The 20,805-nt window shown below is 71.0% G+C and carries 19 protein-coding genes; all 19 read left to right on the top strand.

Translation table 11 applies throughout. The features are described from left to right. The first annotated feature begins 46 nt into the window (after nt 1–46). The 19 genes from OO69_RS17170 (at nt 47) to OO69_RS17080 (ending at nt 20,673) form a co-directional block, all read left to right on the top strand. Complete coding sequence (locus tag OO69_RS17170; RefSeq protein ID WP_033281530.1) at nt 47–1,051, top strand: TauD/TfdA family dioxygenase; 1,005 nt, start codon at nt 47–49, stop codon at nt 1,049–1,051. Continuing rightward, on the top strand, nt 1,048–2,076 hold the full coding sequence (sbnB, locus tag OO69_RS17165; protein ID WP_033281529.1) for a 2,3-diaminopropionate biosynthesis protein SbnB: 1,029 nt from the start codon (nt 1,048–1,050) through the stop codon (nt 2,074–2,076). The genes OO69_RS17170 and sbnB overlap by 4 nt, the downstream gene beginning before the upstream one ends. Before the next feature lie 32 nt (nt 2,077–2,108). Next, nucleotides 2,109–3,083: a 2,3-diaminopropionate biosynthesis protein SbnA gene (gene sbnA, locus OO69_RS17160; RefSeq protein WP_033281528.1), complete on the top strand. Its 975-nt coding sequence runs from the start codon at nt 2,109–2,111 to the stop codon at nt 3,081–3,083. 94 nt (nt 3,084–3,177) lie between these two features. After that, nucleotides 3,178–4,812, top strand: coding sequence for an acyl-CoA dehydrogenase family protein (locus tag OO69_RS17155; protein ID WP_033281527.1), 1,635 nt, complete (start codon nt 3,178–3,180; stop codon nt 4,810–4,812). Between the two features lie 242 nt (nt 4,813–5,054). After that, on the top strand, nt 5,055–6,341 hold the full coding sequence (locus OO69_RS17150; protein ID WP_033281526.1) for a helix-turn-helix domain-containing protein: 1,287 nt from the start codon (nt 5,055–5,057) through the stop codon (nt 6,339–6,341). Nucleotides 6,342–6,586: 245 nt separating this feature from the next. Further along, nucleotides 6,587–7,846, top strand: coding sequence for a hypothetical protein (locus OO69_RS17145; protein ID WP_033281525.1), 1,260 nt, complete (start codon nt 6,587–6,589; stop codon nt 7,844–7,846). A gap of 45 nt (nt 7,847–7,891) precedes the next feature. After that, the gene (locus OO69_RS17140) at nt 7,892–8,464 is read left to right on the top strand and encodes a GNAT family N-acetyltransferase (RefSeq protein WP_033281524.1); all 573 of its coding nucleotides are present in this window, start codon (nt 7,892–7,894) and stop codon (nt 8,462–8,464) included. A 127-nt stretch (nt 8,465–8,591) separates the two neighbouring features. Further along, nucleotides 8,592–8,675 carry a putative leader peptide gene (locus OO69_RS53720; RefSeq protein ID WP_309500612.1) on the top strand — a complete coding sequence of 28 codons (84 nt, stop codon included), beginning with the start codon at nt 8,592–8,594 and terminating at the stop codon, nt 8,673–8,675. A gap of 129 nt (nt 8,676–8,804) precedes the next feature. Beyond that, nucleotides 8,805–10,502, top strand: coding sequence for a nitrite/sulfite reductase (locus OO69_RS17135; protein WP_033281523.1), 1,698 nt, complete (start codon nt 8,805–8,807; stop codon nt 10,500–10,502). 31 nt (nt 10,503–10,533) lie between these two features. Continuing rightward, nucleotides 10,534–10,713, top strand: a complete 180-nt coding sequence (locus OO69_RS17130; protein ID WP_033281522.1) for a hypothetical protein — start codon at nt 10,534–10,536, stop codon at nt 10,711–10,713. Then, nucleotides 10,710–11,420, top strand: a complete 711-nt coding sequence (locus OO69_RS17125) for a phosphoadenylyl-sulfate reductase (protein WP_033281521.1) — start codon at nt 10,710–10,712, stop codon at nt 11,418–11,420. The genes OO69_RS17130 and OO69_RS17125 overlap by 4 nt, the downstream gene beginning before the upstream one ends. Nucleotides 11,421–11,491: 71 nt before the next feature. Continuing rightward, nucleotides 11,492–12,028, top strand: coding sequence for an adenylyl-sulfate kinase (gene cysC, locus OO69_RS17120; protein WP_033281520.1), 537 nt, complete (start codon nt 11,492–11,494; stop codon nt 12,026–12,028). Next, nucleotides 12,025–12,963 carry a sulfate adenylyltransferase subunit CysD gene (gene cysD / locus OO69_RS17115; RefSeq protein WP_033281519.1) on the top strand — a complete coding sequence of 313 codons (939 nt, stop codon included), beginning with the start codon at nt 12,025–12,027 and terminating at the stop codon, nt 12,961–12,963. Before cysC ends, cysD begins: the two co-directional genes overlap by 4 nt. A 2-nt stretch (nt 12,964–12,965) precedes the next feature. After that, nucleotides 12,966–14,300 (top strand): sulfate adenylyltransferase subunit 1, encoded by a 1,335-nt coding sequence (locus tag OO69_RS17110; RefSeq protein ID WP_033281518.1) that lies wholly within the window; start codon nt 12,966–12,968, stop codon nt 14,298–14,300. A 236-nt stretch (nt 14,301–14,536) separates the two neighbouring features. Then, on the top strand, nt 14,537–15,649 hold the full coding sequence (locus tag OO69_RS17100; RefSeq protein ID WP_033281516.1) for an aliphatic sulfonate ABC transporter substrate-binding protein: 1,113 nt from the start codon (nt 14,537–14,539) through the stop codon (nt 15,647–15,649). A gap of 37 nt (nt 15,650–15,686) precedes the next feature. After that, complete coding sequence (locus OO69_RS17095) at nt 15,687–16,469, top strand: ABC transporter ATP-binding protein (protein WP_033281515.1); 783 nt, start codon at nt 15,687–15,689, stop codon at nt 16,467–16,469. Further along, nucleotides 16,456–17,334: an ABC transporter permease gene (locus OO69_RS17090; protein ID WP_033281514.1), complete on the top strand. Its 879-nt coding sequence runs from the start codon at nt 16,456–16,458 to the stop codon at nt 17,332–17,334. The genes OO69_RS17095 and OO69_RS17090 overlap by 14 nt, the downstream gene beginning before the upstream one ends. Nucleotides 17,335–17,344: 10 nt before the next feature. Beyond that, complete coding sequence (locus OO69_RS17085; RefSeq protein WP_033281513.1) at nt 17,345–18,085, top strand: sirohydrochlorin chelatase; 741 nt, start codon at nt 17,345–17,347, stop codon at nt 18,083–18,085. Between the two features lie 104 nt (nt 18,086–18,189). After that, on the top strand, nt 18,190–20,673 hold the full coding sequence (locus OO69_RS17080) for a GTPase-associated protein 1-related protein (RefSeq protein WP_234444458.1): 2,484 nt from the start codon (nt 18,190–18,192) through the stop codon (nt 20,671–20,673). Nucleotides 20,674–20,805: the final 132 nt, after the last annotated feature.

Genomic DNA, 20,805 nt, shown 5'->3' with positions numbered 1-20,805 from the left:
CACCCCCGGTCGAACGCTCAACAGCATCACCGAAAGGAACACCGAGATGTCGCTCTCTTCCGCGACTCTGCTCAACTCCGTCGCCCTCAGCCCGAACAGTCCGCCGCTGCTGCACGCCGACGTCGGCGGCGACCCGGTCGGCTGGGCCGCCGGACACCGTGACGCGCTGCGCTCCGTCGTCGCCGAGCACGGCTGTGTCCTGGTCCGCGGGCTCGGGCTCGCCGACCCGGCCGGCGCCGAGACCGTCTTCCGGCGGCTCACCAACTCCCTGATGGCGGACCGGGAGCCGTTCGCGCCCCGCCGTACGTACGCGGAGGGCGTGTACTCCGCCACGAAGTGGCCGACCGACCAACCGATGTGCCAGCACCACGAGTTGAGCTACGCCCTGGAGTTCCCCGGCCTGCTGCTCTACGCCTGCCTGGAGGCGCCGACGGAGGGCGGCGCGACCCCGGTCGCCGACGCCGAGGCCGTCCTCCAGTCGCTGCCCGCACCGCTCGTGGAGCGGTTCGAGCGGGAGGGCTGGATGCTGACGCGGACGTACCACGAGGAGATCGGGGCGTCGGTCGCCGAGGCCTTCGGCACTGACGACCGGGCCGTCGTGGAGCGCTACTGCCGCACCCAGGGCATCGAGTTCGCCTGGCAGCCCGACGGTTCGCTGCGCACCCGCCAGCACCGCGCAGCCGTCCTCCGCCACCCGGTCACGGGCCGCCGCTGCTGGTTCAACCAGATCGCGTTCCTGAACGAGTGGACGATGGAACCCGAGGTCCGCGAGTACCTCGTCGACGTCTACGGCGCCGACGCGCTCCCCTTCAACACCCGCTTCGGGAACGGCGATCCGATCGACGCGGGCATCGTGACGGCCGTCAACGAGGCCTACGACCGGCACGTGCGGCGCGAGCCGTGGCGGTCCGGGGATCTGCTGCTGGTGGACAACATCCGTACCGCGCACGGCAGGGAGCCGTTCGAGGGGCCGCGCGAGGTGCTCGCCGGGCTCGGCGATCCGGTGCGCCTGACGGACCTCGCCCCGACGGCCGGCGGGAGGGCGGCATGAGCATCGACACGCCTTCCTTCTCGGTCATCAGCGGCGAGCAGGTCCAACAGGCCCTGGCCGGGCGGGAGTCGGAGATCGGCGCCCTCGTGGAGGCCACCTACCGGCTGCACGGCGCGGGCGACTCGGTGAACCCGCCGTCGTACTTCCTGCGCTTCCCGGACCGCCCGTCGTCCCGGATCATCGCGCTGCCGGCCTCACTTGGAGGGCCGTTGCGGGTGGACGGACTGAAGTGGATCTCCAGCTTCCCGGGGAACACCGGGTCGGGGCTGCCCAGGGCCTCGGCGGTGCTGATCCTCAACGACCCCGACACCGGCTATCCGTACGCCTGCCTGGAGAGTTCGGTGATCAGCGCGACCCGTACGGCGAGTTCGGCGGCGCTCGCGGCCGACAAGCTCAGCCAGGGTCGTGAACGGCCGCTGCGCGTCGGGTTCGTGGGGACGGGCCTGATCGCCCGCTACATCCACACCCATCTCCGGGCCACCGGCTGGGAGTTCGAGGAGACGGGCGTCTACGACCTGTCCGCGGAAAGCGCGGAGGGGTTCCGGGGATACCTGGAGCGGTCGGGGGCGCCGGGGCGGATCACCGTGCACGACAAGGCCGAAGGGCTCGTCCGCTCCAGCGACCTGCTGGTGTTCGCGACGATCGCCGGCTCGCCGCATGTGCACGATCCGGCCTGGTTCGACCATCATCCGCTGGTCCTGCACGTGTCGTTGCGGGATCTCGACCCGGCGATCCTGCTCGCGTCCGCGAACTTCGTGGACGACGTCGAGCACTGCCTGAAGGCCGACACGTCACCGCACCTGGCCGAACAGGCCACCGGGGGGCGGGAGTTCATCGACGGCACGCTGGACGACGTACTGACGGGCCGGGTGAGCGTACCGACCGACCGGACGGTGGTGTTCTCGCCCTTCGGGCTCGGGGTGCTCGACCTCGCGGTCGGCAGGTTCGTCCATGACGAAGTGGTCCGACGGGGCGAACTCCACGTCGTCGACGGGTTCTTCCACGAGCTGCGCCGGTACGGCTGACGGCGATCGTGGCGCACCACTAGGGGGAAAACATGGCTGTTATTTCCGATCCCGCGGAGTTCAACGAGGACGACCTCTACGTCGACCTGCGGGCAGCACTGGAACTGCCGCTCTATCTGAAGTGCGAGGGGTTCAACTTCGCCGGCTCCGTCAAACTCAAGGCCGCCACCGAGATGGTGGACGCCGCCGAGCGGGCCGGCATCCTGCGGCCCGGCTCGGTGCTGGTCGAGTCGTCGTCCGGCAACCTGGGGGTGGCGCTCAGCGTGCTCGCGGCGAGCCGCGGTTACGGGTTCCTCTGCATCACCGACAGACGCTGCAACGTGCCCACGGTGCAGCTGATGGAGGCGCTCGGCAGCCGGGTCCACGTCATCGACCAGCCCGACGCGCACGGCGGCTTCCTGGGCGCCAGGATCGCGTACGTGCGGGCGCTGTGCGCCTCCGACGAGCGGTACGTGTGGCTCAACCAGTACACGAACCATGGGAATTGGCGGGCGCACTACCGCACCACGGCACCCGCCATCGCCCGCCGGTTCCCGCAACTGGACGTGCTGTTCGTCGGCGCCGGGACCACCGGGACGCTGATGGGCTGCGCGCGCTGGTTCTGGCAGTGGCGGCGCCGGGTGCGGATCGTCGCCGTGGACGCGGCCGGGTCGGTCACGTTCGGCGGGGAGTCCGGGCCCCGGATGATCCCGGGCCTCGGCACCAGCGTGGCACCGCCCTTCCTCGACACGTCGTACATCGACGACGTGATCCATGTCGGGGAGCCGGACACCGTGGCGACCTGCCGCCGGCTGGCCGCGCGGGGCTTCCTGTTCGGCGGGTCCACCGGCACGGTCGTCAGCGGGGCCGAGCAGTGGCTCGCCCGCAACGGCCGGCATGGCACGACAGCGGTGGCGATAGCCCCTGACCTGGGCGAACGCTATCTGGACACGGTGTATCGCACCGGCTGGCTGGAGGAGGAGATGCCCGAGACCGCGATGCTGGCGGCCATGTCCCGCTCGGCCTGACGTCGGCGGTGGGCACTTGTGCCAGGGTGGATCTCCACAGCTGCCGCGCAGTGGAGATCCCGACCACCGCCGTCCCCACGGGTAGGTTCCAGCCATGGCACGCACCACCCACACCGTGACGAACCAGACTCCCCCACTGGTCGGATACGACGTCTTCACCGCCGACCGCGTCCTGACGGAGGCGGTCGAACGGCACACACCGCCCGGACTGCTGGACGAGGTCCACGACGACCTCTCCGCGCTGGGCCGCGCCGCCGGCTCGGCCCAGCTCCAGGAGTGGGGTGCGCAGGCCAACGACAACCCCCCGGGCCTGCGCACCCACGACCGCTACGGCCACCGGATCGACGAGGTCGAGTTCCATCCGGCCTGGCACCGGCTGCTCGGCAAGGGTGTGTCGGCCGGGCTGACCGCCGCCTGGAACCGCCCCGCCGGACATGTGCGGCGGGCCGCCGGTTTCCTCGTCTGGACCCAGGTCGAGGCGGGCAACTGCTGCCCCCTGTCGATGACTCACGCGGCGGTCCCCGCCCTGCGCGCCGACCCGGCGCTCGCCGCCGAGTGGGAGCCCCGGCTGACCTCGATGGTCTACGACCGTGAGCTGCGGCCCGCCCATCTCAAGGCCGGAGCGGTCTTCGGGATGGGGATGACGGAGAAGCAGGGCGGCAGCGACGTCCGCGCCAACACGACGGAGGCGCGCCCGCTCGCCGAGGACGGGACGTACGAGCTGACCGGCCACAAGTGGTTCTGCTCGGCGCCCATGTCCGACGGTTTCCTCGTGCTCGCACAGGCACCGGGCGGGCTCACCTGCTTCCTGGTCCCCCGCGTGCTGGCGGACGGCACCCGCAACGTGTTCCTCCTGCAGCGCCTCAAGGACAAGCTCGGCAACCGGTCGAACGCCTCCGCCGAGGTCGAGTTCGACGGCACCTGGGCGCGCCGGGTCGGGGACGAAGGGGCCGGGGTGCGGACCATCATCGGGATGGTCGCGGCGACCCGGCTCGACTGTGTGCTGGGCTCGGCCGGTCTGATGCGGCAGGCCGTCGCGCAGGCCGTCCATCACGCCGCCCACCGCGAGGCGTTCGGCGGCAAGCTCATGGACAAGCCGCTGATGCGCAACGTCCTGGCCGACCTCGCCCTGGAGTCGGAGGCGGCCACCACGCTCGCGCTGCGGCTCGCGGCGGCCTACGACGACGGAGGCGAACAGGAGCTGGCGTTCCTGCGGTTGGCGGTCCCGGCCGCCAAGTACTGGGTGACCAAGCGCTGTTCACCGGTCGCGGTCGAGGCGGCGGAGTGCCTGGGCGGCAACGGATACGTCGAGGAGTCCGGACTGCCGCGACTGGTACGGGAGTCACCGCTCAACTCGATCTGGGAGGGCGCCGGAAACATCCAAGCCCTCGACGTCCTGCGGGCGTTGCAGCGCGAGCCGCAGGCGCTGAACGCCTTCCTCGTGGAGGTCGGCCGGGTGCGCGGCGCCGATCACCGGCTGGACGGGGCGATGAAGAACCTGCTCGCCGAGTTCGCCGACCTGGACGGTATCGAGGGCCGCGCCCGGCGCGTGGTCGAGCGGATGGCGCTGGTGCTGCAGGGGGCACTGCTCGTCCAGCACGCTCCGCCGGAGGTCGCCGACGCGTTCTGCGCCTCGCGGCTGGGCGGCGACTGGGGCTCCGCGTTCGGCACGCTGCCGCCGAGCCTGGACCTCACGTCGATCGCGGAACGGGCCCGGCCGGCGGTCTGAGCCGCCACCGGCACAACGCGAGGGTGGTGCTGCGCCGACACGGCACCACCCTCGCAGCTGGGACAAGTTTCAGACACCGTACGGCTGTTCACCAGGGTTGCAGAGGGTTGCAACTTGGCCGCTTCTGTGTCCGGACTGTCTCCCTCCGTCACCGCGGAGCGGCACTATGAGACCAACAGTCGATACGAGACGAACAGCCGGCACGAGAACAGCCGTCGATACGGGACCGGAGAGAAGGACCCATGGCGAACCCGCCGGCCGGACTGCCGCGGCGCACCACCGTCGACGCGGCGCGGACGGCCCGGATGCTGAGCGACGCCCGGTACGCCACGCCCTTCGGACAGCGCGCCCGCACCGCTCCGCGCCCGGTGATCGAGGAGTCCTGGGAGCGCGCGTTACGCGGCGGGACCCGCCCCGACCACGATCTGCGCACCGGGCTGCTCTCCCGTGAGGAGGTCGAACGGCGGCGCGGCGCAAGCCCGTTGAGGCACGTCCTGCCGGTGCTGCGCGAGGGCCTGGTGTCGGTCGCGGACGCCGCCCACCACATCGTGCTGGTCGCCGACGACGAGGGCCGCGCGCTGTGGCGGGAGGGCAGCGCCGCCGTGCTGCGCAAGGCCGACGAGGCCGGCATCGAGGTCGGCACCGACTGGCGCGAGGACGTCATCGGCACCAACGGCGTGGGCACCCCGGCGGTCGTACGGCGGCCGGTGCAGGTCTTCGCCGGGGAGCATCTCTCGCGCGCGCTGGCCTCGTTCACCTGCGCGGGGGCCCCGATCACCGACCCCAGGGACGGCCGGCTGATCGGTGTCGTCGATGTCAGCGGCCCGCTGGAGACCATGCACCCGGCCACCCTCGCCTGGGTCGACTCGGTGGCCAAGCTCGCCGAGGCCCGGCTGCGCGAGCTGCACCTGACCTCGCTGGAGCGGCTGCGCGCGGTGGCGGCGCCGATCCTGCCCCGCATCGGCGGCCGGGCCCTGGTGGTGGACCGGGACGGCTGGACGGCCGCCGTCACCGGAATGCCGTACGTGAAGCGGATCGCGCTGCCCAAGTCGCCCTCCGGGGGCCGCCGTTGGCTGCCGTCGCTCGGGCTGTGCTCCCTGGAGCCGCTGGCCGGGGGCTGGCTGGTCCGCGCCGCCGACGAACCGGTGCCCGGCACCGCCCGGATCGTCCTCGACCTCGCCCTGCCGCGCCGCTGGTCGGTGACGGTCTACGGCAGCGCGGGCTCCTGGACCCATGAACTGAGCCCGCGGCACGCCGAGTTGCTCTACCTCCTGGCCCTGCACCGCAGCGGCCGCAGCGCCGCCGCCCTGGCCGAGGACATGTTCGGCGACCCCGGCCGCACGGTCACGGTGCGTGCCGAGATGTCGCGGGTACGGCGCTATCTCGGGGCGCTCCTGGAGCACCGGCCGTACCGCTTCCGCGAGGACGCCGAGGTCGAGGTGCTGCTGCCGGGCGACCCGCGCGAGCTGCTGCCGCACTCGACGGCACCCGGGGTGACCAGCGGACGGACGTCGGCCCAAGTGCCGTAGCGGAGAAGTCGGTTTGGCTGTCGCGGCGGGCACGCGAGGGGGCGGCCGGGGCGGAGGCGCGGGTCAGGGCGGTGTGGCGGACAGGTGGCGCAAAAGGCGCGTCCGGCTGCATCTTCCGCATATTTGCGGGGTCTTACCCATGGGGCGGCCATGACTGCCGTAGCATCCCTCTACGGGCCACCCCACCTGCTCCCTGGTCAACGCACGGATCACCAGGCGCAGTTGGCTCGCCTCGGGAGGACACTATGAGTGCACGTGGGCGACACCGCCGGCGCAAGCGGGGCAGGGCGCTGCGCGCCGTGCTGACCGGGGCCGCGCTCGGCCTCACCGCGGCCGCGACGATGATCAGCGCCTCGCAGGCGACGGTCGGTTCCGATCCCGGGGCGCTGAAGCCTCTCACCTCGGCCTCCGACCTCGGCGCGTTGCAGCTGCGGGAGCATCTGGAGCCACAGCGGTCCCTGGACCGGCTCTCCTCGGCGATGGGACGCCCGGTCGGCGTCGACACCGTCCTGAAGAGCGCGGATCACACCCTGCGTGACGCCGCCGACTGCACGACCGACGAGAAGTCGGCGCTGCCCGTCGAACCGGCGGCCACCCGCGCGTACTGCTGGGACAGCGGCGACGCGGCCGACCCGGCCTGGACGCCCCGCTCGGTGACCACCTCGGGCGACGCCGACGAGGACGGCTGGTGGGGCTCGAACCGGGTGATCCTCTCCGGCTGGAGCGCGACCACCCGCGGCCTGGCCAAGGTCGCCTTCGTGAACGCCGCCGACACCGCGCACCTCAGCTACACCTGGGCCCTCCTCGCCGTACCGACCGATGGCGGCCGTGACTACCGCGGGCTCGCCTCCAAGATCTCCGGCATGGTCTGGTACGAGGACAAGCTCCTGGTCACCACCACGACCGGGACGCGTGACGCGCTGTACGTGTACGACATGAACCGCATCCAGCGCACCACGGTGACGGCCGGCGCGGTCGGCCGGGTGCGTGACGGCTGGTCGGCGGCCGGGTACCGCTATGTGCTGCCCGCGGTCGGGTCGTACCGGCTGAGCGGCGACGAGGCGGCCGTACGGCCCGTGGGTCTGTCCCTCGACCGGAGCACGGTGCCGGACAGCCTGGTCGCGAGCGGCGCGAAGCGGCTGTGGCGGTATTCCTTCAGCGGGGATCCCGCGCGTCCGGGGCTGCTCGCCACCGACTCGGCGGGGCGCGCGACGGCCGACGAGGCGTACGCGACGAAGGTCGACGGCGCCGGGGGCGTCCTCGCGAACGGGTCCGCCTGGTATGTGGGCGGCGCGGCCGGTTCGGACGGCGGCCGGGGCTCGATGTGGCGTCAGGACGAGCACGGCGCCAAGGCCACCGAATGCGGGGCCGACGAGACGCACCAGTGCTGGGGCCCGCAGACCGACTCCCTCTCCTACTGGCAGGAGACCGGCGAGGTCTGGTCGGTGTCCGGACGGATGCTGTTCGCACTCCCGCTCAACTCGATCGACAGTTCGCTCGGTTGATCAGCTGATCGACAGATCCCCTGACCGGATGATTCCCTGACGGGCATGACGAACACCCCCGTGACGACCTGGTTCCTGGAGCAGACCGACCCTCGCGACCTCCTCCCGGCCAGCACGCCGGACGGAGACGTGCGGGTCGTCCGCGCCGAAGTGCCCTCCCCCGAGTTCAGCCGCTTTCTGTACGCGTCCGTGGGCGGGGACATCCTCTGGATCGACCGGCTCGGTTGGACGTTCGCGCAGTGGCAGGAGTACCTGGACCGGCCGGGCACGGAGACCTGGGTCGTGTACGACCGGGGTACGCCCGCCGGGTACCTGGAACTGGACGCGCACGACGACGGCGTCGTCGAGATCGCCTACTTCGGGCTGATCCCCGCCTTCCGCGGCCGCCGCCTCGGCGGCCACCTCCTCTCCTACGGCACCGCCCGTGCCTGGGACCTCGCGGACCGCCGGCCGGGGCGGGCGCCGACCAGCCGCGTGTGGGTGCATACCTGCAGCCTGGACGGGGTGCACGCGATGGACAACTACCAGCGCCGGGGCTTCAAGCTCTACGACACGCAGGTCGAGGAAGTGACACTGGTGACCACGCCGGGTCCCTGGCCGGGGGCCTACCCTGCCTGACCTGCGCCGACAAGACAGCGTGCGCGGCTTGTGACCGATGACACCCTCGTCTCACATAGCGGGACCAGGGTGTCCGCATGGCGGACGAAGCTGGACTGTGTCCAGAACGCCGTGACACGCTTCCGTCATGTCCGGAACTGGAATTGCCTTGGTGAGTCGGCGGCACGTCGACCTCGGCCGCATGTCCAGCGCCATCTGTCCGGCGGGCTAGCCGAGCCGCAGCACCGCCGGTTTTCCCCGTATCTGCCTCATACTGCGCAAAGACGCGCGCGTATGCCCGCATGCGCCCGTACACGCAGGTCAGAGCCGATCACCCGCCTGTCCCGGAGGACGTAGAAACATGGCCGCCACCCCCGAGAACCCTGCAGCCGCAGCGCCCCGCCGCAAGGTGAGCCGTCACCGCGGTGAGGGTCAGTGGGCCGCCGGACACTTCACCCCCCTGAACGGCAACGAGCAGTTCAAGAAGGACGACGACGGTCTCAATGTGCGGACACGCATTGAGACGATCTACTCCAAGCGCGGGTTCGACTCGATCGACCCGAACGACCTCCGCGGCCGTATGCGCTGGTGGGGGCTGTACACCCAGCGCAAGCCCGGGATCGACGGCGGCAAGACCGCGATCCTGGAGCCGGAGGAGCTGGACGACAAGTACTTCATGCTGCGCGTCCGCATCGACGGCGGCCGGCTGACCACGGACCAGCTCCGCGTGATCGGCGAGATCTCGCAGGAGTTCGCGCGCGGCACGGCCGACCTCACCGACCGGCAGAACGTGCAGTACCACTGGATCCGCATCGAGGACGTGCCCGAGATCTGGAACCGCCTCGAAGGGGTCGGTCTCTCCACCACCGAGGCCTGCGGCGACACGCCCCGCGTGATCCTCGGCTCGCCCGTCGCGGGCATCGCCGAGGACGAGATCATCGACGGCACCCCGGCGATCGACGAGATCCACCGCCGGATCATCGGCAACAAGGACTTCTCGAACCTGCCCCGCAAGTTCAAGTCCGCGATCTCCGGCTCGCCGCTGCTGGACGTGGCGCACGAGATCAACGACATCGCCTTCGTCGGCGTGCACCACCCCGAGCACGGCCCCGGCTTCGACGTCTGGGTCGGCGGCGGCCTCTCCACCAACCCGAAGATCGGCCAACGCCTCGGCGCCTGGGTCCCGTTGGACGAGGTCCCGGACGTCTACGAGGGCGTCATCTCGATCTTCCGCGACCACGGCTACCGACGGCTGCGCACCCGCGCCCGCCTGAAGTTCCTGGTGGCCGACTGGGGCATCGAGAAGTTCCGCCAGATCCTCGAGGACGACTACCTCAAGCGGAAGTTGATCGACGGCCCCGCCCCCGACCAGCCGGTCGCCCGCTGGCGCGACCACGTCGGCGTCCACCGCCAGCAGGACGGCCTGTTCTACGTCGGTTTCGCCCCGCGCGTCGGCCGCGTCGACGGCACCACGCTCACGAAGATCGCCGAACTGGCCCAGGCGCACGGCTCGGGCCGGCTGCGCACCACCGTCGAGCAGAAGATGATCGTGCTCGATGTCGAGGAAGGGCAGATCGACTCTCTGGTCGAGGGTCTCGAAGCGCTCGGCCTCACCGCCAAGCCCTCCCCCTTCCGGCGCGGCACCATGGCCTGCACCGGCATCGAGTACTGCAAGCTCGCGATCGTCGAGACCAAGCAGCGCGGCATCACGCTCATCGACGAACTGGAGCGCCGCATCCCGGAGTTCGACGAGCCGATCACCATCAACATCAACGGCTGCCCGAACGCCTGCGCCCGTATCCAGGTCGCGGACATCGGTCTCAAGGGCCAGTTGGTCCTCAACGACGAGGGCGAGCAGGTCGAGGGCTTCCAGGTGCACCTCGGCGGCGCCCTCGGTCTGGAGGCCGGTTTCGGCCGCAAGGTCCGTGGCCTGAAGGTCACTTCGGAGGAACTGCCCGACTACGTCGAGCGGGTCCTCACCCGGTTCCAGCAGGAGCGCGAGGACGGCGAGCGCTTCGCCGTCTGGGCGACCCGCGCCTCCGAGGAGGCACTGTCGTGAGCGGCAGCGAACGACAGCGAAAGGAGGGGCCATGAGCGAGCGGGCCGCCCCCTTCTACTGCCCCTACTGCGGCGACGAGGACCTGCGTCCCAGCGAGCAGGGCCATGGCGCGTGGGAATGCGCGGCATGCAATCGGGCCTTTCAGCTGAAGTTCCTCGGGCTCCTCGCCCGGGGGCTCCGGCAGACCGACGCAGGGGGAGACGAGATATGACGACGACTCAGAAAGCGCGCCCCACCGACGACTTGAAAGCCCTGGCCGAACAGGCGGGCCGCGACCTGGAGGACGCCTCCGCGCTGGAGATCCTCCAGTGGGCGGTGAAGACGTTCGGCAAGCAGTTCTGCGTGACCTCCTCGATGGAGGACGCGGTGGTGGCCCACCTCGCCTCCCGCGCGATGCCCGGTGTCGACGTGGTGTTCCTCGACACCGGCTACCACTTCCCCGAGACCATCGGTACCCGGGACGCGGTCGAGGCCGTGATGGACGTCAACGTCATCACGCTCACCCCGCGCCAGACCGTCGCCGAGCAGGACGCCGAGTACGGCCCCCAACTGCACGACCGCGACCCGGACTTGTGCTGCAAGCTCCGCAAGGTCCAGCCGCTGGAGCAGGGCCTGACCAAGTACGCGGCCTGGGCGACCGGGCTGCGCCGCGACGAGTCCCCGACCCGGGCCAACACCCCGGTCGTCGGCTGGGACGAGAAGCGCCAGAAGGTCAAGGTCTCCCCCATCGCCCGCTGGACCCAGGACGACGTGGACGCGTATGTCGCCGAACACGGCGTGCTGACCAACCCGTTGCTGATGGACGGCTACGCGTCCGTCGGTTGCGCGCCCTGCACCCGCCGGGTCCTGGAGGGCGAGGACGCGCGCGCCGGCCGCTGGGCGGGGCGCGGGAAGACCGAGTGCGGGCTGCACGAGTGACCGCGGCCACGCCTCCGACGCGGGTGCCTTCGACACCGACGCATGTGCTTTCTACGGATCAGGAGAACCAAGTGACGACCGGAGCCACCGTCTGGCTCACCGGACTGCCGAGTGCCGGCAAGACCACCATCGCGTACGAGCTGGCCGGCCGGCTGCGCGAGGAGGGCCATCTCGTTGAGGTGCTCGACGGCGACGAGATCCGCGAGTTCATCTCGGCGGGCCTCGGCTTCAGCCGCGAGGACCGGCACACCAACGTGCAGCGCATCGGCTTCCTGGCCGAACTGCTCGCCCGCAACGGCGTGTTGGCGCTCGTCCCGGTCATCGCGCCGTACGCGGACAGCCGCGAGGCCGTCCGCAAGCGGCACCAGGAGAGCGGCGCCGCCTACGTCGAGGTGCATGTGGCGACGCCGGTCGACGTGTGCTCCGTACGCGATGTGAAGGGTCTCTACGCCAAGCAGGCCGCCGGTGAACTGACCGGGCTCACCGGGGTCGACGACCCGTACGAGGAGCCCGAGTCGCCGGATCTGCGGATCGAGTCGCAGGACCAGACCGTGCAGGAGTCGGCGGCGGCACTCCACGCGCTGCTCACCGAGAGGGGACTGGCATGACCGCGACCGTCGCCAAGGCCGAGGACGGTACGGACACGCCGTACGCCCTCTCGCACCTGGACGCTCTCGAGTCCGAGGCCGTGCACATCTTCCGTGAGGTGGCGGGTGAGTTCGAGCGGCCGGTGATTCTCTTCTCCGGCGGCAAGGACTCCATCGTCATGCTGCACCTGGCGCTGAAGGCGTTCGCGCCCGCGCCGGTGCCGTTCTCGCTGCTGCATGTGGACACCGGACACAACTTCCCCGAGGTCCTTGAGTACCGCGACCGCACGGTCGAGAAGCATGGGCTGCGGCTCCATGTGGCCTCCGTACAGGACTACATCGACCGCGGTGTGCTGCGCGAACGCCCCGACGGGACCCGGAACCCGCTGCAGACCGTGCCGTTGACGGAGAAGATCCAGAGCGAGAAGTTCGACGCGGTCTTCGGTGGCGGTCGTAGGGATGAAGAGAAGGCTCGTGCCAAGGAGCGGGTGTTCTCGCTGCGGGACGAGTTCTCGCAGTGGGACCCGCGACGGCAGCGGCCCGAGCTGTGGAACCTCTACAACGGCCGACACGCCCCCGGCGAACACGTCCGCGTGTTCCCGCTCTCCAACTGGACCGAGCTGGACGTCTGGCAGTACATCGCCCGCGAAGGCATCGAGTTGCCCGAGATCTACTTCGCGCACGAGCGTGAGGTGTTCGCGCGGGACGGCATGTGGCTGACCGCCGGTGAGTGGGGCGGGCCGAAGGCGGGCGAGACCGTGGAGAAGCGGCTCATCCGGTACCGGACGGTGGGTGACATGTCGTGCACCGGCGCCGTCGACTCCGACGCGGTGACGCTGGAGCAGGTCATCACCGAGATCGCCGCGTCCCGGCTGACCGAGCGGGGCGCGACGCGTGCCGACGACAAGATGTCCGAGGCCGCGATGGAAGACCGCAAGCGCGAGGGGTACTTCTAACCATGAGCACCATCACGACCGAGGAGCTCTCGGCCACCACGCTGCTGCGGTTCGCCACGGCGGGCTCCGTCGACGACGGCAAGTCCACGCTCGTGGGGCGGCTGTTGCACGACTCCAAGTCGGTGCTGACCGACCAACTGGAGGCTGTGCAGCGGGTGTCGGCCGACCGCGGGCAGGACGGTCCCGACCTCGCCCTCCTCACGGACGGGCTGCGCGCCGAGCGCGAGCAGGGCATCACCATCGACGTGGCGTACCGCTACTTCGCCACCCCCCGGCGCCGGTTCATCCTCGCCGACACGCCCGGTCACGTGCAGTACACCCGCAACATGGTGACGGGTGCCTCCACGGCCGAGCTGACGGTGATCCTCGTCGACGCGCGCAACGGGGTCGTCGAGCAGACCCGGCGGCACGCGGCGATCGCGGCGCTGCTGCGGGTCCCGCACGTGGTGCTCGCGGTCAACAAGATGGACCTGGTCGAGTACAAGGAGACCGTGTTCGCCGCGATCGCCGAGGAATTCACCGCGTACGCCAGTGAGTTGGGCGTCCCGGAGATCACCGCGATCCCGATCTCGGCACTGGCCGGGGACAACGTGGTGGACCCGTCCGCGAACATGGACTGGTACGGCGGGCCGACCTTCCTGGAGCACCTGGAGTCGGTGCCGGTCGCCCACGACCTGAGCCACTGCCACGCGCGGCTGCCCGTGCAGTACGTGATCCGGCCGCAGAGCGCCGACCTCCCGGACTACCGGGGGTACGCGGGTCAGATCGCGGCCGGCAGCTTCCGCGTCGGCGACCCCGTGACCGTCCTGCCCTCCGGGAGCACCACGAAGATCTCCGGCATCGACCTCCTCGGCAAGCCGGTCAGGACCGCGTGGACCACGCAGTCGGTGACGATCCTGCTGGAGGACGACATCGACGTCTCCCGCGGCGATCTCATCGTGCCCAGCAAGGACGCCCCGGTGACCACGCAGGACATCGAGGCGACGGTCTGCCATGTCGCCGACGCGCCGCTGACCGTGGGCCACCGGGTGCTCCTCAAGCACGGCACCCGCACGGTGAAGGCGATCGTCAAGGACATCCCGTCCCGGCTCACGCTCGACGACCTGTCCCTGCACCCGCATCCGGGACAGCTCGTCGCCAACGACATCGGCCGGGTGAAGATCCGCACCGCGGAGCCGCTGCCGGTCGACTCGTACGCGGACTCGCGCCGTACGGGCTCGTTCATCCTGATCGACCCGGCGGACGGCACCACGCTCACCGCCGGCATGGTCGGTGAGTCGTTCGCGGCGCCGGAGCCGGTCAAGGACGCGTCGGACGAAGACGGTTGGGACTTCTGACCATGAACTCCACGGACTTCTACTCCACGTTCGCGAAGGAGGGCGGCCGCGTCGGCAGCGGCGCCCTCGGCAGCGGGCAGGGCGGGGTGGCGCGATGTGCGTGCTGACGTACGCGCACCGCTTGCGCGCCCAGTCCCCCCACCCGCCGTCCCGGACGCGACGAAAACGAAGACCTGCCGACCTCCCGGCCACGACCTGAGACCGTGACCGCCGGGCCAACGAGAGGAACACCTCCCGTGCCTGCCAACCGCTCGACCTATCTGCGTCGCGGCATAGCCGTGTTCGCCGCGCTCCCTCTGCTCACCCTCGCCGCCTGCGGTTACGGGTCGGACTCCAAGAGCACCAACTCCAAGGAGAAGGTGGCCGCCGGGTCCTCGAAGATCGAGGGTCTCGCCTCCGTGAAGATCGGCTACTTCGGCAACCTGACGCACGCGACCGCGCTGGTCGGCCGTGAACAGGGCCTGTTCCAGAAGGAATTGGGCGCCACCAAGGCCGATTACGCGACCTTCAACGCGGGCCCCTCCGAGATCGAGGCGCTCAACTCGGGCTCCATCGACATCGGTTGGATCGGTCCCTCCCCCGCGATCAACGGCTACACCAAGTCCGACGGCAAGAGCCTGAAGATCATCGGCGGTTCGGCGTCGGGCGGCGTGAAGCTGGTCGTCAACCCGAAGAAGATCAAGTCCCTGAAGGACGTCAAGGGCAAGAAGATCGCGACGCCTCAGCTGGGCAACACGCAGGACGTGGCGTTCCTCAACTGGATCGCCGACCAGGGCTGGAAGGTCGACGCGCAGAGCGGCAAGGGCGATGTGACCGTCGTCCGCACCGACAACAAGATCACCCCGGACGCCTTCAAGGCCGGTTCGATCGACGGCGCCTGGGTGCCGGAGCCGACCGCGTCGAAGCTGGTGGCCGAGGGCGGCAAGACGCTCCTGGACGAGTCGTCGCTGTGGCCCGACAAGAAGTTCGTGATCACGAACATCATCGTGTCGCAGAAGTTCCTCAAGGCGCACCCGAAGGTCGTCGAGGCGGTCCTGAAGGGCTCGGTCGCGGCCAACAAGTGGATCAACGCCAACCCGACCGAGGCGAAGGCCGCGGCGAACAAGCAGCTGGAGGCCGACTCCGGCAAGGCGCTGCCCGCCAACGTCCTTGACCCGGCGTGGAGTTCGATCCAGTTCACCGACGACCCGCTGGCCTCCACCCTCACCGCCGAGGCGGACCACGCGGTCAAGGCAGGCCTGCTGGAGAAGCCCGACCTCAAGGGCATCTACGACCTGACGCTCCTCAACAAGGTCCTCAAGGCGGACGGCGACAGCACCGTCGACGCCGCCGGCCTCGGCACGAGCTGACCGAGGGATCCCGATGACTTCCCAGGAGGTGACGACCATGGCCACGACCCTCGCCAAGGAGACCACCGCGTCGGTCGAGCACGCGGCACGCCTTGAGCATGTCTCGAAGTCCTTCGCGACGCCGGGCGGGCAGCAGCTCGTCCTCGACGACATCAGCATCGATGTCGCGCCGGGCGAGTTCGTCACCCTCCTGGGGGCCTCGGGCTGCGGCAAGTCCACCCTGCTGAACCTGGTGGCGGGCCTCGACAAGCCCTCCGCCGGGTCCATCACGACGGACGGCCGCCCCGCGCTGATGTTCCAGGAGCACGCCCTGTTCCCCTGGCTCACCGCGGGCAAGAACATCGAACTCGCCCTGAAACTCAGGGGAGTTCCGAAGGACGAGCGGCGCGGCAGGACCGAGGAGCTGCTCGAACTGGTCCGGCTGCAGGGCGCGTACGGCAAGCGGGTGCACGAGCTGTCCGGCGGTATGCGCCAGCGTGTCGCCATGGCCCGCGCGCTCGCCCAGGAGAGCCGCATCCTGCTGATGGACGAGCCGTTCGCGGCGCTGGACGCCATCACGCGGGACGTCCTGCACGACGAACTGACCCGTATCTGGGGCGAGACGGGCCTGTCCGTCCTGTTCGTCACGCACAACGTGCGCGAGGCGGTACGGCTCGCGCAGCGGGTGATCCTGCTGTCCTCGCGGCCCGGCCGGATCGCCCGCGAGTGGACGGTCGACATCCCGCAGCCGCGCCGCATCGAGGACGCGCCCGTGGCCGAACTGTCCCTTGAGATCACCGATGTACTGCGTGGGGAGATCCGCCGTCATGGCCAGCACTGAGACGACGACGGTCAAGGACGGCGGCAGCGTCGAAGCCGGCCTGGACGCACTGGAGTTCACGGCCACCGGCCGGCCGAGCCTGCGGCAGACCTTCGTCAACAAGATCTTCCCGCCGATCGTCGCCCTCGCGGTGGTCATCGTGGTGTGGCTGATCCTGACGCCGATCGTCGACGACCCGAGCAAGCTGCCCTCGCTGAGTGCCGTGGGCGGCGAGTTCAAGGACGCCTGGCTGAAGGGCGATCTGCTCGGCTACATCTGGACCAGCGTCTCGCGCGGTCTGCTGGGCTTCTTCTTCGCGCTGCTGATCGGCACCCCGCTGGGGCTGCTGGTGGCGCGGGTGAAGTTCGTGCGCGCGGCGATCGGCCCGATCCTGTCCGGCCTCCAGTCGCTGCCGTCGGTGGCGTGGGTGCCGCCGGCCGTGATCTGGCTGGGCCTGAACAACTCGATGATGTACGCCGTGATCCTGCTCGGCGCGGTCCCCTCGATCGCCAACGGCCTTGTCTCCGGCGTCGATCAGGTGCCGCCTCTGTTCCTGCGCGCGGGCCGCACGATGGGCGCGACGGGCGTCAAGGGCGTCTGGCACGTCACACTCCCGGCGGCGCTCCCCGGCTATGTGGCGGGCCTGAAGCAGGGCTGGGCGTTCTCGTGGCGCTCGCTGATGGCGGCCGAGATCATCGCGCAGTTCCCGGACCTGGGCGTGGGCCTGGGCCAGCTGCTCGAGAACGGCCGTACCAACAGCGACATGTCCATGGTGTTCGAGGCCATCATCCTGATCCTGTTCGTCGGTATCGCCATCGACCTGCTGATCTTCAGCCCGCTGGAGCGGTGGGTGCTGCGCAGCCGCGGTCTGCTGGTGAAGAGCTGAGCTGATCCCCATGCACCAGAAGCCGGTCCTCCTCGTCATCGCCCACGGCAGCCGCGACCCGCGGCACGCCGCGACCGTCCACGCCCTCGTCCGGCGGATACGGTCGCGACGGCCCGGGCTGCGCGTGGAGACCGGCTTCCTGGACTTCAACATCCCTTCGGTACAAGGGGTGTTGGAGTCGCTGGCGGCGGAGGGCGTGCGGGACATCGTGGCCCTCCCCCTGCTCCTCACCCGCGCGTTCCACGCGAAGGCGGACATCCCCGCGGTCCTGCGGGACGCGCCGCCGCAGCTGCGGATCAGACAGGCTGAGGTGCTCGGCCCGTCCCCGCTGTTGGTGCGCGCGCTCGAACGACGGCTCTACGAGGCCGGGTTGACGCCCGCCGACAAGTCCACGACCGGAGTCGTGCTGGCCTCGGCGGGGTCCACCGACCCGGAGGCGATCGCGGTGATCGACGGCCTCGCGCGGGCGTGGTGGCGCACCGGCTGGCGTGCCGTACGGCCCGCGTTCGCCTCGGCGGCGCTCCCCCGCACCGAGGACGCGGTCCGCGAACTCCGGGCGCTGGGCTGCGAACGCGTCGCGGTCGCGCCGTACGTCCTCGCGCCCGGCTTCCTCCCCGACCGCATCGCGCGGGGCGCGGCGGAGGCGGACGTGCTGGCCGACGTGCTGGGTCCGGCACCCGAGGTGGCACGGGTCCTGCTGGAGCGCTACGACGCCGCCCTGGCACCGGCGTTGGCGGCCGTCGGCGCGTAGCGCCTTCACGGTTCCCACCTGCCCGGTTTCCCGGAAAGGGGTCTCCCTGGGCCCCTGGATCTGCTGGGATGGTTCCTCCGAGGGCTAGTGGGGAGCAAGTACACGTGGCGGGTAGGGAGTTCGGGCATCGCGAAGGGCCTGTCCTGGCCCAGCTGCACTACGCGTCGGCGCCGTCCGGCTCCGAGGATCCCGGCCCCCGGTTCACGGCGGTCGGCGCGGAGGTGCCGCCGGGAGTGCTGAGGGAGGCCGAGCGGCTCCTCGGGTACGAGCCGCCGCCCGACAGCCCGCAACAGGCCGACGCCGAGCAGCTCAAGAGATTCCCCACGGTCTTCGGCTTCAGTGAACTCGCCGACGGCGGACGGCTGTTGAGCCGTTCCGTGTGCACCGGCACGGACTGGGCCGGGGGCCCTGTCTCCTTCCACACGCACGCCGTCCTGCTGCCGGCCGGGACCCGGTTGCCGGACGGTGTCCTGCCCATCTCCACGTGGGAGTCCCCGCGTTGGGCCGAGTCGACTCCCCCGGACGGCGGGCCCGGTTCCGTCGACCGGGTCGAACCCTCCGGGCTGCTGCGCAAGGAGGCGCTGGTCCCGTTCGCGGTGTCCCGGGCCGAACGGCTCGCCGCGTTCTTCGCCGATCTGCGGGCGGTGGCGGCGGACCCGGGTGCCGGGCAGATCGTGGTCGTGGAGCACGACAGTGCCGACGTGGCCCGGTGGATCGCGCTCGCCTGCACGGTCCTGCCCCGCGAGCAGGCGCACCGGCTCACCTTCACGACGTACACCCGCGACCCCCGGCAGGCCCGCCAGCAGCTCGTCGGCGCGCTGCCGTCCTCCGAACCCGTCGCAGACGACGAGCGCTACCGCGTGCACAACTGCACCGGCCGGCAACCGTCCGGGCCGGTCGCGGACACCTGGGCCGAGGTGTGCGCCCGCGTCTGGCGTGCGGGGCGCCCCGACCTGTTCCACAACGACCCCGAGGATCTGGGCCTGTTGGCGGTGTCCGCCCTCGTCGCGGGAATCGACCTGCGGACGGACGCCCGTGCGGCAGCGGCGAGTTGGGCGGCCGAGCAGGTGGACGCACTGCCCGACGACCGATTGACGGCGTTGGTCGCCGGGCTGTGCGGCGGCCCGGTGCCACACCTGGGCTCCCCCTCGGCGACCCTGCCCGGCGCGGCCGAACAGGTCGCCCTGGCCGCGCTGTTGGCCCGGCTGGACGGACGCGTGACGGCCGCGGTGTCGGCGCCGCTCGCCGCGCGTGTGCTGGCGTCGGCGGTCGTCGCCCATGGACCGGTGCCCGTGCTGCGCGCCGGGTCCCTGACCGCGCGGGCCCATGACGACCTGGCCCGCGATCTCGCGCCCTCCCTGCGGGCCGGCATCGCGGACACGGCCGAACCGGCCGCCGGACGGCCCCTCGCGCTGCTGCGGGCCGCCGACCTCCTCGACGTCGACTGCCAGGACCAACTGCCGGAGCTGGCCGAGCGGTTGGCGCGGGAGCTGGTGGGCGCGTCGGCCGCATCCTTGCCAGGCGGCGAATCTCCCGTCGTGGGCTGTCCCCCCGCTCTCCTGGACGCGGTGCACACCCACCCCGGGCTGCGGGTGGCACTGTTCGGCTCCCTCGACACGCTCGCGTCGGCCGACCCGGCAGCTGTGGCACGGGTGTTGAAGGGTTCGGGCCTTCCGCTCAGCCTCCAGCAGTCGGGCTTCCCCCACCTGCGGATGTGTGCCGCGCCCGCGGAGCCCGACGACCGCCTCGACCGGTTCCACGGGCTGCTCCGGACAGCTGGAGTCTCACCGCACGCCGACCCGACAGTCCTGCGGACCGCTCTCCGCCTCACCTGGCCCGGCGCCGAACTGCCGACCGGCCAGGAGGCGAGCCTGCTGCTGAAGGAACTGGGATCCGACTCCCACCGGGCCGCCGGTACAAGGGAGTTGCTGATCGAGGCGGCCCTCTCCGCCCACCCGGACGACCGTGCCGCACCGGCACTCGCCACGGACCTGCTCCGCTGCTTCACCACGGAGCTGCGCCCCGGCCGCCGCACGGCCCTGCAACTCCTTGAGTTCACCGGGGTGTTGGGCACCGCGAACGAGGGCGAGGAATGGGTCGCCCGGGTGCTGAGCCTGAAGTCCACCGCCGCGGAACCGATCCCGGAGACGGTCGTGGAGCGCGCCTTCGACGCCCTCGCCTGGCGGCTCCTGGAGGGACCGGCGCCGGCGAACGAACTGTACGCGCTGGCCCGTTCGGCCGAGCCGCGCCTCCTCGCGGCGTACGAACGGGCGGGCCGCTCGGACCGGGTGGGCGAGCGCCTGCGGGCCGAACCCGCGTATGTCGCCGCCCGGTTCTGCGACTGGAGCGCGTTCCCGGGAACCGCCCCGGCCTGGGACGAGACCCGTACGGCCCTGCTGGCCAAGGTGTTGCGGCCTGCCGTACGGGCACTGCCCGCCGAGGCCCAGGGCGAGGTCGAAGCGGCGCTCGACCGCACGGCCCGCGGCAAACTCGACGCGTTCCGCACCTGGAACCGCCCCGGCGCCCTGGGACGCCTCGCGGGAAAGCTGGCGGGACGGGGCAGACGCGCCGAACAACCCGGCGCGTGACCGCCCCGGCGGTCGATGGGAACGCGCCGCCCGAAGTCCGGCACTCCCCTGTGATGTCGGACCCCGGACGGCCCGTCCGCAGTGCGGCCCCGGCGGCATGAACATGATCGCGGGGGTCGCTTTCCGTACTGC

This window comes from Streptomyces sp. NRRL F-525 (assembly GCF_000716605.1).
GTDB lineage: Bacteria > Actinomycetota > Actinomycetes > Streptomycetales > Streptomycetaceae > Streptomyces.
This window is presented reverse-complemented; position numbering and strand designations above follow the sequence as displayed.